12 protein-coding genes are annotated in these 15,573 nt (G+C 58.7%); 8 read left to right on the forward strand and 4 right to left on the reverse strand.

Translation table 11 applies throughout. The features are described from left to right. Positions 1–359: 359 nt before the first annotated feature. Together ACP2YO_RS12140 and ACP2YO_RS12145 are read left to right on the forward strand one after the other, a co-directional pair. On the forward strand, positions 360–605 hold the full coding sequence (locus tag ACP2YO_RS12140; RefSeq protein WP_426441085.1) for a hypothetical protein: 246 nt from the start codon (positions 360–362) through the stop codon (positions 603–605). 1,870 nt (positions 606–2,475) lie between these two features. Next, a complete protein-coding gene (locus ACP2YO_RS12145) occupies positions 2,476–3,201 on the forward strand; it encodes an autoinducer binding domain-containing protein (protein WP_426441086.1) in 726 nt (241 codons plus the stop codon). A gap of 309 nt (positions 3,202–3,510) precedes the next feature. Here ACP2YO_RS12145 and ACP2YO_RS12150 read toward each other — a convergent pair whose 3' ends face one another. The 4 genes from ACP2YO_RS12150 to ACP2YO_RS12165 all read right to left on the reverse strand — a co-directional run bounded on the left by ACP2YO_RS12150 (position 3,511) and on the right by ACP2YO_RS12165 (position 9,634). Next, positions 3,511–4,722 carry a hypothetical protein gene (locus ACP2YO_RS12150; protein ID WP_426441087.1) on the reverse strand — a complete coding sequence of 404 codons (1,212 nt, stop codon included), beginning with the start codon at positions 4,720–4,722 and terminating at the stop codon, positions 3,511–3,513. 208 nt (positions 4,723–4,930) lie between these two features. Further along, the gene (locus ACP2YO_RS12155; protein WP_426441088.1) at positions 4,931–6,034 is read right to left on the reverse strand and encodes a branched-chain amino acid ABC transporter substrate-binding protein; all 1,104 of its coding nucleotides are present in this window, start codon (positions 6,032–6,034) and stop codon (positions 4,931–4,933) included. 578 nt (positions 6,035–6,612) lie between these two features. Then, a complete protein-coding gene (locus ACP2YO_RS12160; RefSeq protein WP_426443146.1) occupies positions 6,613–7,323 on the reverse strand; it encodes a MerR family transcriptional regulator in 711 nt (236 codons plus the stop codon). A gap of 1,345 nt (positions 7,324–8,668) precedes the next feature. Beyond that, entirely contained in the window at positions 8,669–9,634 is a 966-nt protein-coding gene (locus tag ACP2YO_RS12165) for a LysR family transcriptional regulator (RefSeq protein WP_426441089.1), read from the reverse strand. Between the two features lie 668 nt (positions 9,635–10,302). Between ACP2YO_RS12165 and ACP2YO_RS12170 the strand changes: the two genes are divergently transcribed. The 6 genes from ACP2YO_RS12170 to ACP2YO_RS12195 all read left to right on the forward strand — a co-directional run bounded on the left by ACP2YO_RS12170 (position 10,303) and on the right by ACP2YO_RS12195 (position 15,525). Continuing rightward, the gene (locus tag ACP2YO_RS12170; RefSeq protein ID WP_426441090.1) at positions 10,303–10,938 is read left to right on the forward strand and encodes a NodA family N-acyltransferase; all 636 of its coding nucleotides are present in this window, start codon (positions 10,303–10,305) and stop codon (positions 10,936–10,938) included. Beyond that, positions 10,935–11,591: a chitooligosaccharide deacetylase NodB gene (gene nodB, locus ACP2YO_RS12175; RefSeq protein ID WP_426441091.1), complete on the forward strand. Its 657-nt coding sequence runs from the start codon at positions 10,935–10,937 to the stop codon at positions 11,589–11,591. Before ACP2YO_RS12170 ends, nodB begins: the two co-directional genes overlap by 4 nt. A 15-nt stretch (positions 11,592–11,606) precedes the next feature. Further along, complete coding sequence (gene nodC / locus ACP2YO_RS12180; protein ID WP_426441092.1) at positions 11,607–12,941, forward strand: chitooligosaccharide synthase NodC; 1,335 nt, start codon at positions 11,607–11,609, stop codon at positions 12,939–12,941. 50 nt (positions 12,942–12,991) lie between these two features. After that, on the forward strand, positions 12,992–13,594 hold the full coding sequence (gene nodS / locus ACP2YO_RS12185; protein WP_426441093.1) for a nodulation methyltransferase NodS: 603 nt from the start codon (positions 12,992–12,994) through the stop codon (positions 13,592–13,594). A gap of 180 nt (positions 13,595–13,774) precedes the next feature. After that, positions 13,775–14,734 carry a nodulation factor ABC transporter ATP-binding protein NodI gene (gene nodI / locus ACP2YO_RS12190; RefSeq protein WP_426443147.1) on the forward strand — a complete coding sequence of 320 codons (960 nt, stop codon included), beginning with the start codon at positions 13,775–13,777 and terminating at the stop codon, positions 14,732–14,734. Positions 14,735–14,736: 2 nt separating this feature from the next. Then, positions 14,737–15,525 (forward strand): ABC transporter permease, encoded by a 789-nt coding sequence (locus tag ACP2YO_RS12195; protein ID WP_426441094.1) that lies wholly within the window; start codon positions 14,737–14,739, stop codon positions 15,523–15,525. The last annotated feature ends 48 nt before the right edge of the window (positions 15,526–15,573 follow it).

Here is a 15,573-nt window from a genome sequence, read left to right on the forward strand (position 1 = left end):
GGGCAAAACGTGAGCGGGCCTTGAAAGCCAGATAACTGGACCAGCGGCAGGACCAGCTTAGCCGAAAGACGGCATCGTGCGCTGTGCCTCGGTTGAATCAGGAGAGAGATTTTTCGATTGAGGTGTTGTCTTGATGGAAGTGTGGACAGCTTCGCGGTTGAGCGACATCGCGCAGCCAAGTGTGCAGCATGAGCGTCGACATAAGCCATCGGGCGGGTTATGCCGTGAGCGCACATCATGCTAGGGCCGTCGCGAGGCGGGCGTCGCCGCGGGACGGTTCGCTGTTTTGTCGGTCATAACTTGGCCGTCAATTCGCGAGATGACGTTTGCGTACGGGCCAAGATGAGAAAAGGAAGAGGGTGATCCAGGCTGAAATGGATGTAGTCGAGCACATGCTCGCCTCGCCAACCAGACGCGCGCTGCAAAGTCGGGTTGCGCCTAGTAACGAGCAGGTTGCGCATCATTTCGAACGCGCCTGCAAGAGAAATGGACTCCTCGTTACGCCGGCGTCCGACATTCGAATCTTCAAGCGCCTCGCGCACGAGGTTCCGAAGGCAGAGTCGATTCTGGAATTGATCGCTCCGCGTACCGGTGAGTTGCAATGAATGAGCCAATAGAGTTGATTTGATTTTGCGAGCGGAGTCACTTTCCGTGCACGCAAAAGCCCTCGGCGTACGTCGGATGTAAACGGCGCCGAGGGTGTTGTTCGCGGGTTGTGTTGTGGCGCACTCCCGTTTGGCGCGTCGTAGTGTTCCAGAACGACGGGACGCTGGGTCGTGCCACAATCCCCGTCGTCACACTTTGCGTGTCTGGTACAACGCGACCGAGCCTGGTGGCAGCAACCATGTGTCACGTTGGGTCCACCGCGTGGCACACGATCGCGCCTTGATAAGCCAATCGAGGAGTAGTGCCGCCCCAGGCAATTGGAAATGACGTCTTGCCCTCTCGTTTATTCCTGCTTGAGGAGATCGGGCAAGGCTCAGATCCTCGAGCGCATAAGACGTTGATTGTTGCGACCGTCAATAGCCAGCGCGTCACGCCAAATTGTCGAAAACCGCGCGGATCGGCGGCAGCTCGTTTCTCGAGCGGTGAGCACCGGTCTATCATACCGATCTTGAAGGAGGCGGCCATTCAGCCGCCCGGGGTCGTCCAGCATCCGTTCAAGGTGAGGTAGCCGACGATCCGCACGTCGACCAGCCAACGGACGAGTATACGGCGCCATCGAGGGAAAGCGTGTTCGCTGATCGCAACGCAGAGCGTTGGTGGCGGACGGGCATGTTCGATGGTTGTTGGCCGGAACTGAAACGGTGCCCGCTCTGACGGTCGGCCGCGCTCAGCAGCTCTCGACCATACGCTTCGCCACGCATGGCATTACAGGGGCGCCCCTTGCGCGCCTGCCTTGTGCCGCAGACGGGTGGCGGCAGTTTTGTTGATCTGCATCGCCAAATGTCGCTTCTGTAGCAAAGCGCATTGTCGCGTTCGGACGCATGTCGGATTTGCTTCGGTTCTCTGACCTGGCGAACGACCGACACGTGGCTCAACAGACTGTTTTCAGACGTGAATTCATGACCGGCGCGAATTGGTACGACAATTGCTGGTCCTCAGGCCAGCTCGGAAGTTCTGGAGGCCCGCATGAACGGTTTCGTCTGGATCAAGCAAATTTGCGACTTCGCACGGGTACGCGTCCGAGGTCCTGGCCCGGCGTACCACGGTGTTGCCGACCATTGTAGACCCTACGATTGGATCGCGGTGCGATCAGTGGCGGATGTAACGGAGCACGTGTGGCAACGAGCTGACACTATCGGCCATTGTCGCTCGAGACGCCGTAAAGTTCTTGGGCGAGGCTCGGATCTTCCGCAACGGCCATCGCGTGTAGCTTACCGACCGCGTCTTCGCCAGTACCAAACAGTGAGAGCGGAAGCGTGTCGCTCTACCAGGGATTCTGGTCTCCGAGACGCAAACAAGAATCTCGAAGCTCCGGCATCCCTGCGGCACCAGCTGTTACAGGGTCGCAATGACTTAGAAGGCAATCATGCTCAAGTCAGAACGGTGCGCTCCGACAGCGCGCTGGCGGCCGCTTTCCCTGCTCTCGATAGTCAGCCCCACGCGATGCGACGAGCCGCGGGAGGCCACCTCGTGCCGGACAGGATGCCGCACCGTGCGCCTCGTCAGCGCTCCGCCTCCAGCCACGTGAACAAGCTGTCCACACGACCGTCACGATGTGATCGCGCGCCTGCGGCGCCGATACATCTCCGCTGCCATATCGACGCATCCCTGCTTCGAGCTGCCCATTCCTTCTGAGCGCCCGCTCAAGGAGGTCAACGAATGCGGGAACTGCGTGCCGCAAGGGTCGAGCTCGCATTGCAAAGACGCGAAGCCTGGCGGTGAAGGCGATTGAACGACGCTCTGCCGTCAACAAGCTCCGCGCAACGACGCACGACGGCACTTGGGGCGCGCGGCCTGATGAGGCGCTACATGGATCTTTTCAGTTTCATCGAATCCGCCAGGGGAACGCACTCCATCGAGGCCGTTTTCGACCTTCTCGTAAGCTGTGCGAGCGAGGAAGGCTTCAGTGAGGTCGCTTATGGCGCCCTCACTTTCGCGGAGGCAAGTGGCCTACCGGAATATCTGCCCTCTGCGGTAACCGTGACCTTCCCGACCGACTGGTGCCGCCGGTATGTTGAGCGCAAGTACCGGATCATCGATCCGGTGGTACGGCGGGCACCAATGCTTTCGCGGCCCTTCCTGTGGGACCAACTTGCCAAGAAATGTCAATTGCAACCCGGCGAGCAGCGCGTACTCGCAGAGGCCAAAGAGGCAGGTCTGAAGCACGGGATGAGCGTGCCGTTGTACGGACCGTTGGGCCAAGTGGCTGTAGCGTCCTTTGCATCGCCGTTCGACGATGCCGATCCTCAGTGCCAGATGAGTCATCTCACCGTACTAGCCTGGCACTTCCACATCGCCTTGGCAGAGATCTCGCGCCCCTCGGATAGCGGCTGCAATAGCGACGTCGCACTGTCTGAGCGAGAAAAAGATTGCTTGCGATGGGTGGGCGAGGGCAAATCCTCTTGGGAAATAGGCAAGATACTCGAGGTGAGCGAGAATACCGTCAACTTCCATCTCAAGAACGCGATACGAAAGCTGGGGACGTCGAACCGGACCCATGGAATTGTCAAGGCTATCCGCCACAACCTCATTTGAATTCCCCGCCCGTCAGCGCTACACCGACCCGATCGCCTGGTGATGGACGATCGTTTCAGCCGCGATGTGGACCCTACGAAACAGGACGGTGTTTCGAGCCGGACGCAGTCGTGGAGAGCGTTGCCGGCAGACAGCCGCTTTGGCAGCATAGGGTACGAAGGGCGGCTAGACATCCACTGCCGCCCGCCAAAAACTGAGCGGACGCCAAGTGTTTCAGTCAGCACCGGCTTAAGTCCGCGGGTGCAGTCACGGATCGGCCCTGATCGTGCCGGCGCGGACAATGCGTCTGGGAGGCGGCGCACAATGCTGTCATTTCTGAGGTGGCGGCAAGGTCATTCCCACGTTGGTCCAGCTGCCAAAAATCGGTCCTGACAGATCCTTCTGCAGACCGGTCAGCACGGCAACGGGACCGGCGTAACCGTGGCGATAAACGATGACCACAGACCGGTCGTCGCTAGAGGTAAACCGGAAGCTCCCGGTAAAATGTCGGCTTAGCAACACCGCAATGTTTGTGCTCCGACACAATGGGCAGCTGATCGGTGGTGGACCTGCGGCATCGCGGTCAGAAATCGATGCAGTCGATTCGACGAGCCCAGATCGCTTGGAGTAATTGTCGAGTTCCTCCAGCTCGGGAGCGCTGATCGTCCCGACGTCGGCCTTCAAGTTGAGGTCATACATCCGATCGATCTCCGCGTCGCGCTGCTGACGCACCCGCATCCCCGCACAATGCGCAGCTTGTTCTTGCCGTTGCTGCTCGGTGAGCTGGGTCACGCGCGAGCTGTCGCCATTATCCGCGGCTCGCTTAATCTCATCTGTCAGAAGACCTTGACGGGAATTAATCCGCCGATCCCCATCCTGGCGTTGCATCATCTCTTCGAGCAACTCCGGAGCGAGATTGTTCATCTGCTGGACTTTGCTCTCGCTAACATACGTCTCGTTGCCTTGGGCATCGACATAGATGAGGCTGGAATAGACCGGTGACGCTTCAATCGTCCACACGGGAGGATACGGCCCGTCAACGAACCCGAACACGGTGTCATTTAGCGTCCCGCCGCCGACGTAATAGTGAGCCGGTGTCTCCCGATACTCGAGTTGGCGATGTGGTGCCAAGTCGTTCGAGCCACGATGATCGATGACGTCTTCAATGAACAGCACGCCAGGCGTACCCGGATGTGCGTCAATGTATCTTTTAGCTTGTTCATAACGAAAAGCGCGACGCTGCGTTGTTTGTGGCGCAGGTCCATATACGTCCGCAAGAAACGTGACGGTCGGGTCAATGGACCCTGACTCTGCAATATCAGTCGGAAGTGGGCTAGCTTCCTCTGGCGTTCCAAATGGCCTCCTTGCGGACGTTGCTGAGGGTGATCGATCAGCAGCCTCATTTGGCGCGGCATCTTTCTTCACCGCGGCAAGCAGGTGCGCCGAAGCCGCTCCCGAGAGGGCGCCAGAACTTGGTTGTTGAGCATTGGCTTGAGCTTGACCGAGAGCGAGCATGCTACAAGCTGCAAGTATCTTCCGCATTGGAGAGCCTCCGTTTTGGTGTGGTGCAGCCCAGGCCAACAAGCGCGCAAAACCGCACCAGTTGACCAGCTGGATCGATTGTCGAGAGTACCAAGCAAGTCCTGTTCGGGTACGAAAATCACGAGCGGTGCGCTCGTCCCCATGCCATGTGCATCACTGCTTGGAGCGGCTGAACGAACCCATCGAGCCGTGATTAGTTGCGGTCAATTCATTCGGCCTGTTCGACGACATTGTCTTGCCAACGGTAGACGATGAAGCCGGGAGCCGAATTGTCTCCCTTGGCGTCGAACCGGACGACCCCGATCACCGTGTCAATCGCCTGCGAACGAAGCGCAGCTGCCACTTTCGGTGAATCAAAAGTGCCGGCGCGCTTTGCGGCTTGCGCCCATGCCTGGACAGCTGCATAGGCGTAAAGCGAGTAACCTTCCGCAGACCGGTTGGACGCCCTGAGCCTTGCCACGACGCTCGCCGCGTCAGCATTCTTGGTCGGATCCGGCATAAAGGTGAACAGTGTTCCGTTTGCGGCGTTGCCCGCGATCGTCGAGAAATCGTGGGTCATCAGCGGATCATTGGCCATCACGGTTAGACCTGCACCTGCTTCTGAGGCCTGACGTACGATCAGCCCGATCTCATTGTAGTAGCCACCGATGTAAGCAAGTTTGATTCCGTCTGCTTTCATTCTCGAAACCAGAGCCATGTAATCCTTCTCCCCGGCCACATAACTTTGTCGCTTCACATCGCGCCTCCCGACCTCTCGAAGATGCGTCGCAACGACATCGGCAATGCCTTTGCCAGCGGTGCTCTTGTCGTCGAGTACGGCAATCTTGCTGTTGGGGAAATGCCGGCGGATATATTCGGCTGCTACGACACCTTGCTGGTCGTCGCGCCCACAGATGCGAAACACGGATTTGATGCCACGCTCGGTTAGCGCGGGATTGGTGGATCCGGGCGATATCTGAACAAGTTGCGCCTCGTCGTAAACATTAGAAGCCGGTATCGACGATGAAGAGCAAAAGTGGCCAACGACCAACTTGACCTGATCTGATGCAAGCCGATTGGCGACTACGACGGCCTGCTTGGGATCGCACGCGTCGTCGGCGACGCTCAACACGACCTTCATTCCTGGAAGGAGGCCTGACGCATTCAAATCATCGACGGCGGCAGCAGCACCGTCTCTCATCTGCGCTCCAAGCGCAGCATTGCTTCCGGTCATCGGTGCTGCCACAGCAATATTGATGTCGGCCGCAGATGCAGCGGACATCAAAGCAAGGAGTGGAATAGCAGCCAGAGAAATGGCGCCATGGATTGACATTTTGAGCTCCCCATGCGGGCTTGAGTTTGCGGCCGGTTTTGCCTGGATTTAGTTATTTTTGCTGAGGCGTCGCACAATGACAGCGGTGGGACCGGCGGCCCTTACTGTGAGCCGTGCTCCGCCCGGTGCTCGCGCGCGTGCCGTGAGCTCTTTTTCTTTGCCAGGCACTCGGGCAGGGTCAGAGGAAAGATGGCTCGGACCACATTCGCGGTCGGCGCAAACGAATTCGCGCTGATCAGACTCTGGTGGCGTCATAACGATCCTTCATTGCATGCCGAACGCCGAGAACGGGCACCATGGAAAACCAGGCGTGCGCGGCTAGGCAACCCTCGCTCGCGAGAGCGTTCCCCGCGTTGATCCGGCGTCATCCAGGTTCAATTATACAATCTGACGTCACGTCCGATTCAAGCCTGTTCGAGATACGCATCTCTCGAATGGTCGTGAGTGGTTCTCGTGGAAGGGACGACAGCGCTAGATTGGTGGGAAGGCGCGAAGAGCCCGAGCCAAAAAACGCAGCATTCGCGGCTTGCGGCCGCCGATCGCTTGAATGAACGGAGGCACCTAAATCGGCGGCTGCGTTAGTGCCTATCCTGCAATGCGGCCATGGCAAGATCGAGATACTGCATCAAGCCGTGGTTCCAGCCGGCCAGGTTGCGTGGCGTGCTCAGTCGCGCAAGAACCTTCAGCATGGTTGAGGCCGCCGGATCAGTCCCTGCAATTTCTGTGATGAGTGAGCGCGCCTTGAGTGCCACGGCAGCGGCCCGCTCGCTGCAAGGGTGCTCGCCGCGATCGAGACAATGGCGTAACTCATCCCGGATCTTTCGCCAGCGCTCTTCTCGATCAACGCCGAGCGCGCACGTGCATCGCGGAGCCTGGGGGCGTGCTTCAGCGCGCGAAGCCGCACTCAGAGCAGCAGGCAGCTCATGCACACTGACTTGCGTGTCAGAGTCCGTCGTCATGTTCCGCAAACGATCCCGCAACTGGGTCGTGCGCGTGACCTGAAGTTCAATTTGCACCAAGTGCTTGCGCAGGAGGTCAGTAAGTGAAGTCGTGCCTCCCATTGCTGTGCGAATATCATTCAGCGAGAAGCCAAGCTCGCGCAGCGCGCGAATTTGCGACACTCGTTGAATGCTTTCGCGTTCGTACATTCGGTGACCGCCGTCCGTGCGTTCGGACGCACTGAGCAGACCCGTATGCTCGTAGTGATGCAGAGTGCGTACCGTTACCCCGGTAGCCTCCGCGAGTTCTCCAATGCGCCATCGACGCCTTCGTGGTGTAGCTTTGATCATGATGTTCAATTGGCAAGCCTACAACCTGACGTCACGTGAGAATCAAGCTACTTGAATCAGCTGGTTGAACAGTCGTCCATTCTGACGCAAGCAGGCGGGCGCTCCTCAGATCGCCGCTCAACCGAGTGGGCAGATGGAAGGGCGTCGAGCAAGAGCATAAGGGACGCCAAACCGGATTGGCTTGCTGCTGTACGCTCCAGAACAAGTTTGGCAATTGCGATCCGGTTTTCAGGCGTTCGCATACATGCCGGCAGTGACGCGATGGCTCTATCAAAGGTCGCGCCGAGGACCGTGAGATCTTCCGGATCGTAGATACCACTATACTGCAGCAACATTCGGCTCCGTGTTTGTGATCGTGTTAGGTGGGCGAGGCGCTTGACTGCGCCGTTGGGCGAAAAGACGACAGATCGGCGGCGTTCATCGAGGGAGGCGCGATAAGCGCTCAAGTGACGCGGTTGTGCAACAGCGACCGACTTTGCGTTGCCTGAAATCCAGGCAGCCGAAGCCAAGCGAATCTGGACAATCGAATGCTCTGCGGAATCCACAGCTGACTGGTGCGCGAAACTGACGGCGAACTGTTTGAGACAGGGCATCGCGGCGCCTGAACGATCACCGCGAGGACCGGCGGAGATGCGGCAGGAATAGAGATGGCGCGGTGATGGCAAGTGAGAACGACGCATGAGAGCGGCTCGCTTGCGGTGCGTCATTGAGGGAGAGCAGGCGCTCTTTTGCGCGAGGGGCCAAGGACTTTCGAACTGTCATTCCCGTGCCCGTGCGGATACCGGAGCCGGATTACCGTCTGATATCTGCGCGGTGGTGAGTTCAGGGAGGACACCGGCTGGCGCAGGCGCGAGGCGGTTTCGCATGGTCTGGAACGAGTTCAACTTGCATGTTCGTGCACCCCTTGGCGTGTTCGACATGTGGATCGGCCGCAAATTGCGCCTTGCCCATCGCGTCAACTGATTCGCAATTTCGTCATCGATCGACACCGATCAGGACTGCCACAGACCAATGACATGTTGGCTCCATTACCAGGGACGATTGCAAGCGACACATTGCGTGTCGATGAATACGGCGGGATTGCGCGGCTATCACCAAAGTGAGGCGTCGTCAAATTTTCGCGGCGACAGAGTGATGATGATCCAACAGACTTGGCGCGGTCAGTAGCCCGGGTGTGTTGTATCTGCTCAGCCCTTCGCTCTTGGCTCGGCGTCCTACGCCGGCTCTGATGGCGGGGCCGAACATTGAACGCGAACATGCAACAAAAGAACGTTTGGTTCCGTCTGCCGCCATTCACTAGCAGGTCGCTTTCAGTTCACATCTGAATTTTGCAATAGTGTTCCATTCACTTGGAAGGCGAATACTCAACCAAGGCCTTGCGGGTTGCTGCAGTCGCGCGCGTCGTAGGCATGCGCGAGGCCTGCTCCAACATGATTGTCCGCATCCAGATGCTTGCCGGATCGGTATTGTGAAGGGCCGGCCATTGGACGGCCTCGATGAAGGACGAAATTGGCAGCGGAAGTTCGACGATCCGCAGGGGCATCGTCTTTCCGAAATGCCTGGCCAGCAACAGCGGCATCGTGCCTATACGATCAGTGCCCAAGAGCATGGGCGGAATCATGCTAAAGCTCTGCACGACAACCTCGAGGCGTCGCTTGAGACCGTGCTCAATCAAGAACCATTCCTCGATCGAAGGCCTTCGCGTACGCCCGAATTTGGCCGCTACGTGTCCCATCGACATGTATTTCTCGAACGTCAGCTTGCGTAAGAGCTGCTTGTTGCTCCGGCACCCCACGCATACAAGTTTCTCCTCGAACAGCGTCGCTCTCGGATGGGAGCGCGACATGTACATTTCCGGCAAGACAAGGAAGTCAATCTCACCGCGCTGGAGAAGCTCATCGGGGTCGTCGGCGAGGGGCAAAAATTCGAACGCGACGCCGGGAGCCTCTCGTGCGACCCTCTCCACGATGGCTTGAAAAAACACGACCATGACGAAGTCGGAAACGCCGATCCTGAACCGGCGATCCGATAGAGCTGGATTGAACTCTTCCCGCGAAATAATAGAGAGCTGGATGTGCAGCAGGGCCTCGCGAATTGGGCCGGCGAGCCCCTCTGCACGCGGCGTTGGGACAAGTTCCCGGCCCCTCATCGCAAATAAATCGTCGCGAAAGTAGGCGCGCAATCGGCCAACCGCCGCGCTCATGGCCGGCTGGCTCAAGTTGATTCTGCGCGCAGCCGCCGTGAGGGTACGCTCCGTCATCAGAGCGTCGAGCGCGACAAGAAGGTTCAGATCAAGCCCTTTGAAACGCATGGTGAGAAGTATCCAACCCGTGGATGTCTACCATAGAAACAATCGATTTTACCAATTTGGTGCGGTGCGAGATACCAAAAACGTCGGATCGGAGTCAGGCGTACCACAATGAATATTAATCGTTGCCCCATCCCCGAGCGGAATTCTCTGGCGTCCTGTAAGCGGCGCATGTCCATCGCGACCACGCCGCTCCTCGGTCCGGGTAAGCCGCATTGCGCCGGCACGAGGCGGCAAGTGCGCCTAGCCCGGCGCAGGCGCTTCGTGCCGACAAACCTTCGTATAGCTTTTCGAAACGTTACTCTATCGCCCAGCGACCTACTTACGGCTGCCGCGGGACGGCTCTCGTGCCTTGAGTTTTGGAGCAACCAGAAGTTGCCGAGCGCAGATGTCAAGCGCCTCGGCGACGCGTCGAAATGGATCGCGGCTCGAAGGCGATCTGCCCAAAGTGCCGCTGAAATATCTGCGCGATCTCATGCGAATGGCGTCGCGCCTCAATGTCATCTCCAAGTCGCCTTCATCGTGAACGCGGCTCCTCCGAACGGTGAGCACTGGATCCGGGAAATGCGCGCCGACGTGTCCCGCGGGCTCATGAATGCTCCCGGCGAGAATGAGTGACTCGCGTGCATAAAATGCCACATCAGATATCGAGCGTCGCAACGGGGGCCGCCATGAACATTGCCATACCCAACGATACAGGAGTGTTCTCCACGCACTCCAAAGTGCGGTGGAGGGTGTGCTGGGAAAACGAGTTGCAACTTGCTGAACACATCGAACTGTCCGAGTTCTTTCGCAAGACGTACGGGCCGACCGGTGAATTCAATGCAAAACCGTTCGAAGGCGGACGAAGCTGGGCCGGCGCGAGGCCTGAGATTCGTGCCATCGGCTACGATGCACACGGCATAGCAGCTCATATCAGCGCACTGCGCCGCTTCATCAAAGTCGGAGAGGTCGACCTGCTCGTGGCCGAGCTGGGATTGTACGGCGTACGTCCGGATCTGGAGGGGCTGGGGATCACGCACTCAATGCGGGTGATGTATCCGGTGCTGCAGCAGCTCGGGGTTCCGTTTGGTTTTGGTGCTGTTCGGCCGGCGTTGCAGAAGCATGTGACGAAGCTGCTCGGTCGTCAGGGGCTTGCCACTATTTTGCCGGGAGTGCGCGTGCGCTCAACACGGCCGGACGTGCATCTGGACTTGCCGCCGACCCGTACCGACGACGATTTGGTGGTTCTGGTCTTCCCAATCGGACGTCCGATGAGCGAATGGCCGGCCGGGACCATGATCGATCGGAACGGGCCAGAGCTGTGACCTACCTCGGCCGCTTGTCGGAAGCGCGAAGCGAGCACGTTAGCGCCACCGGAGATCGTAACGTTTACCTGACCTTTGACGATGGTCCGGATCCACGTTGGACAGCTTCTATCCTTGATGTTCTTGCGGAGCACGGGGTGCCGGCGACTTTCTTCGTCATCGGGGCGTGCGCGGCAGCACATCCGAAGCTGATCCAACGAATAATCGCAGAAGGGCATGAAGTCGGAAACCACACGATGACCCATCCCGATCTCTCCAGATGCGAACCAGCTGAGGTGCAATATGAGATTCATTCGGCGAGCGAGGTCATCAGGACGGTGTGTCCCGAGGCGTTACTGCGGCACATGCGTGCTCCGTATGGCATTTGGACCGACCAGGTACTCACGACGTCAACCAAAGCCGGACTGGTCCCCTTGCACTGGTCAGTAGACCCGAGAGACTGGTCTCGTCCCGGGATTGAGGCGATTGTTGACGCAGTGCTGGCGTCGGTCCGGCCGGGTGCTGTTGTGCTCTTGCACGACGGATGTTTTCCCGTCGAGCGCGAACAAGCCATCGATTGCGGTCGCGATCAGACCCTCGAGGCGCTTTCCCGGCTTATTCCAGCATTGGGCGAGCAAGGGTTCGCCATCCGCTCGCTTCCTCAATCTCATTGAAAAAGAGCCGCCCCCATGAATCTGCTTGCCACAACAAGCGTTGTCGCCGTGTCGTCCTACGCCCTGCTGTCCGCCATCTACAGGAGCGTGCAGACGCTCAATGCGCTCCGAACACAGGTCCCGTCCCCGACTGACTGTGCATCAGAAGCTGGCCCGTTGCCGAGCGTCGATGTGATTGTGCCCTGCTTCAACGAGGACCCGCGCACGCTTTCGGCGTGCCTGGAGTCGATCGCAAGCCAAGATTACGAAGGGCAAGTGCGGGTATACGTGGTTGATGACGGATCGGAAAATCGGAAATCACTGCGACCTGTACAGGACGCCTACACAGATGATCCGCGATTCAATTTCGTGTGGCTGGGAAAGAATGTCGGCAAGCGCAAAGCGCAAATTGCAGCGATGCACCGTTCATCCGGCGATTTGGTTCTCAACATCGATTCTGATACCACAATCGCCGTCGACGTGGTGACAAAGCTTGTACGGAAGATGCAAAATCCAGCGGTTGGCGCTGTTATGGGGCAGCTCACAGCCAGTAATCGAACCGGCACTTGGCTGACCAGGCTGATAGATATGGAGTACTGGCTGGCTTGTAATGAAGAGCGTTTGGCGGAATCTCGCTTCGGAGCCGTCTTGTGTTGCTGTGGCCCGTGCGCCATGTATCGCCGATCGGCGCTCGATTTGGTCCTCCACGAGTACGAGACGCAGTATTTTCGAGGAAAGCCAAGCGACTTCGGCGAGGATCGCCATCTCACGATCTTGATGCTCGCGGCCGGATTTCGAACTGAGTACGTTCCTGACGCGATGGCAGCAACAGTCGTTCCGGACAGGCTGGTGCCATACCTGCGGCAACAATTGCGGTGGGCACGGAGTACCTTCCGGGATACGGCGCTTGCGCTACCCCTCCTGGCAAGCCTCGACTTCTACATCACGCTGGACATTGTCGGGCAGAACCTCCTTCCGCTCCTGCTCGGCGTTTCAATACTGATGGCGCTTGCGCAAATCGCACTTACGAGCGATTTACCGTGGGCGACAGTACTGATCATCACGTCAATGACCATGGTTCGCTGCAGCTTGGCAGCACTTCGTGCCCGACAGCTTCGCTTTATCGCTTTCGCTCTACACAAACCTATCAGCATGTTTCTGTTACTTCCTGTGAAGGTATATGCGTTGTGTACATTGAGCAACAGCGACTGGTTGTCGCGCAAGTCCGCCAATATGCCGGATTCAGGTGACGGTCAGGCCAGCACGCCGAGGCAGAGCGCCAGGTTAGATGCCACAGGCCATTCGGGTATTGCACCGTCTATCGGCGAAACGGCTACACGTGCACATGCTTTTGATGTTGACGGTACCTGACAGGCCTGGAGGCGACGCGTAACTGCGCGCGTCAAAGAGGTGAGAAGCTCGTGAGCCTAGACAAGAACTATCAGTTGCTAGAGCGAGAATTGGTCGCCGATGACCCGTGGCGTCTGGACGCGAATCCGTTCGAGCGGGAGCGCTACACGCAAATGCTTCGGATGTCGCTCTCCCGCCAAAGCATCACAAGCGCGTTGGAAGTCGGGTGCGCTGCCGGCGCATTCACCGAGATGCTCGCGCCTCACTGCAAACGGCTCACGGTAGTCGGCGTCGTGCCGCAGACTATTAGCCGCGCACGTCGCCGGACGGAGAGATGGTCACACATAGGCTGGAAAGTCGCCGACCTCCAACACTTTTCACCGCCAGAGCGGTTCGACCTTATCGTTGTAGCAGAAGTTCTCTATTACCTCAGCGACACGCTGGAGATGCGCACAGCGGTCGACAACTTGGTAGGAATGCTCGCGCCAGACGGGCTTCTGGTTTTCGGATCGGCGCGCGACCACATCTGCCGACGCTGGGGGCACGTGGCCGGTGCAGAGACGGTCATCGCCATGTTGAACGAAGCGTTGATCGAAGTCGTGCGTGTCCACTGCCAAGGTGAATCGGTTAACGAAGATTGCTTGATCGCCGGCTTTCGGAGGCCGGCTGCATAAGCAATCCGTTGTGCAGGCTGACATATCACTATGTCAGAGTTGCCGTATCGCAGACGGATCGCATTGCGATTGTTGAAGGCGGGGTCAGCGAGCTGGTCCCACCGACAAGTTGTAGCAGAAGGAATAGAAAAAATGCTCGGCGGCGTCGAAGCAGCGCCAATCTCAAGGCGAACGATCGCGATGGAGCCGGCGCCGATCACGCCGGCTGACAGGGGGGCCGAGCGCGTGTCGAACGTGGCGATCGATTTCACGGCCGTGAAAAAATCCTATGGCGAGAAGGTGGTCGTCGACCAGCTGTCGTTCACGGTGGCGTCGGGAGAGTGCTTTGGCCTGTTGGGACCGAACGGTGCGGGCAAGAGCACGATTGCGCGTATGGTTCTCGGGATGTCCACGCCCGAGGCTGGCAAGATAACTGTGCTCGGCGAGAAAGTGCCGGCACGCGCTCGATTGGCGCGCAAGCGCATCGGCGTCGTTCCGCAATTTGACAATCTTGATCTCGAGTTCACCGTACGCGAAAACCTGCTGGTGTTCGGGCGCTATTTCGGGATGACAGCAAAGGATGTCGAGAAGATCACGCCGTCCCTTCTCGAGTTCGCCCGCCTTGAGAGCAAGGCAGATGCGCGGGTGACCGAACTGTCCGGTGGCATGAAGCGGCGTCTTACGCTGGCCCGGGCGCTCATCAACGATCCAGAGATCCTTATCTTGGATGAGCCGACCACCGGGCTCGATCCGCATGCGCGGCATTTGATTTGGGAGCGGCTGCGCGCGCTGCTGTCGCGCGGCAAGACCATCCTTTTGACGACGCACTTCATGGAGGAGGCGGAGAGATTGTGCGATCGCCTGTGCGTCCTCGAGGCAGGACGCAAGATCGCCGAAGGGCCGCCACACACATTGATCGACGAACAGATCGGTTGCCCGGTCATTGAGGTCTACGGTGGTGATACGAACGAGCTCTGCGCACTCATCAAGCCGCTCGCTCAACGCACCGAAATTAGCGGCGAGACGCTCTTTTGCTATGCGCCGGATCCAGAGCAGGTGCTCATGCGGCTGCGTGGGCGGACCGGCCTTCGTCTGCTTCAGCGGCCGCCGAACCTTGAGGATGTCTTCTTACGGTTGACCGGACGGGAGATGAGGGACTAGCGATGTGGGAGCAGTATGCCGCGGCTCTGCCCGCCAATGCGTGGAACTGGAGCGCCGTATGGCGCCGGAATTATATGGCTTGGCGCAAAGCGGCGCTGGCATCGCTTCTTGGAAACCTCGCTGAGCCCATGAGCGCCTTGTTCGGTCTCGGCTTCGGCTTGGGACTGATGATCGGCCAGGTCGATGGCATTTCATACGTCGCCTTTCTGGCAGCTGGAATGGCCGCGACAAGCGCGATGATTTCCGCGACCTTCGAAACCGTCTATGGGGCCTTCGCTCGGATGCACGCCCAGCGCACCTGGGATGCGATTCTCTGCACGGAGCTCACACTTGGCGACGTCGTTCTCGGTGAATTGGCGTGGGCAGCGACAAAAGCCGTTCTGGCAGGGACGGGAATTACGATTGTAGCCGCCGCGCTGGGCTATGCGGCGTGGCCGTCTATCCCTTATGCGCTGCCAGCCATTGCGCTCACAGGTGTTGCCTTCGCCAGCCTCGCCATGGTCGTGATAGCGCTCGCGCCCAGTTACGACTACTTCGTGTTTTATCAGACCCTCTTTCTCACACCCATGATGTACTTGTGCGGCGCGATCTTTCCCGTAGCTCAACTGCCCATCGCGCTGCAGCGCGTAGCAGAGGCGTTGCCGCTGGCACATTCGATTGACCTCATTCGGCCGGCAATGCTGGATCGGGACGCCAGCAGCGTCGGCCTGCATGTGGGCGTACTTTGCATATACACTGTAGTCGCGTTCGTCGCATCGGCTTTGCTGCTTCGCCGCCGGCTGATGCGTTGAACAAACAATGCCCAACATAGTGTGAATCAGTTCTGCGGAATAATTTAC

The organism is Bradyrhizobium genosp. P, from assembly GCF_049949265.1.
Lineage (GTDB): Bacteria > Pseudomonadota > Alphaproteobacteria > Rhizobiales > Xanthobacteraceae > Bradyrhizobium.

What these genes read in the sequence shown, in the direction of transcription:
- ACP2YO_RS12150 (WP_426441087.1), bottom strand. Translation starts at nt 4,722, where the DNA reads ATGCGGAAGATACTTGCAGCTTGTAGCATGCTCGCTCTCGGTCAAGCT.
- ACP2YO_RS12165 (WP_426441089.1), bottom strand. Translation starts at nt 9,634, where the DNA reads ATGCGTTTCAAAGGGCTTGATCTGAACCTTCTTGTCGCGCTCGACGCT.
- ACP2YO_RS12195 (WP_426441094.1), top strand. Translation starts at nt 14,737, where the DNA reads ATGTGGGAGCAGTATGCCGCGGCTCTGCCCGCCAATGCGTGGAACTGG.
- ACP2YO_RS12145 (WP_426441086.1), top strand. Translation starts at nt 2,476, where the DNA reads ATGGATCTTTTCAGTTTCATCGAATCCGCCAGGGGAACGCACTCCATC.
- ACP2YO_RS12170 (WP_426441090.1), top strand. Translation starts at nt 10,303, where the DNA reads ATGAACATTGCCATACCCAACGATACAGGAGTGTTCTCCACGCACTCC.
- nodI (WP_426443147.1), top strand. Translation starts at nt 13,775, where the DNA reads ATGGAGCCGGCGCCGATCACGCCGGCTGACAGGGGGGCCGAGCGCGTG.
- ACP2YO_RS12160 (WP_426443146.1), bottom strand. Translation starts at nt 7,323, where the DNA reads ATGATCAAAGCTACACCACGAAGGCGTCGATGGCGCATTGGAGAACTC.
- nodC (WP_426441092.1), top strand. Translation starts at nt 11,607, where the DNA reads ATGAATCTGCTTGCCACAACAAGCGTTGTCGCCGTGTCGTCCTACGCC.
- ACP2YO_RS12155 (WP_426441088.1), bottom strand. Translation starts at nt 6,034, where the DNA reads ATGTCAATCCATGGCGCCATTTCTCTGGCTGCTATTCCACTCCTTGCT.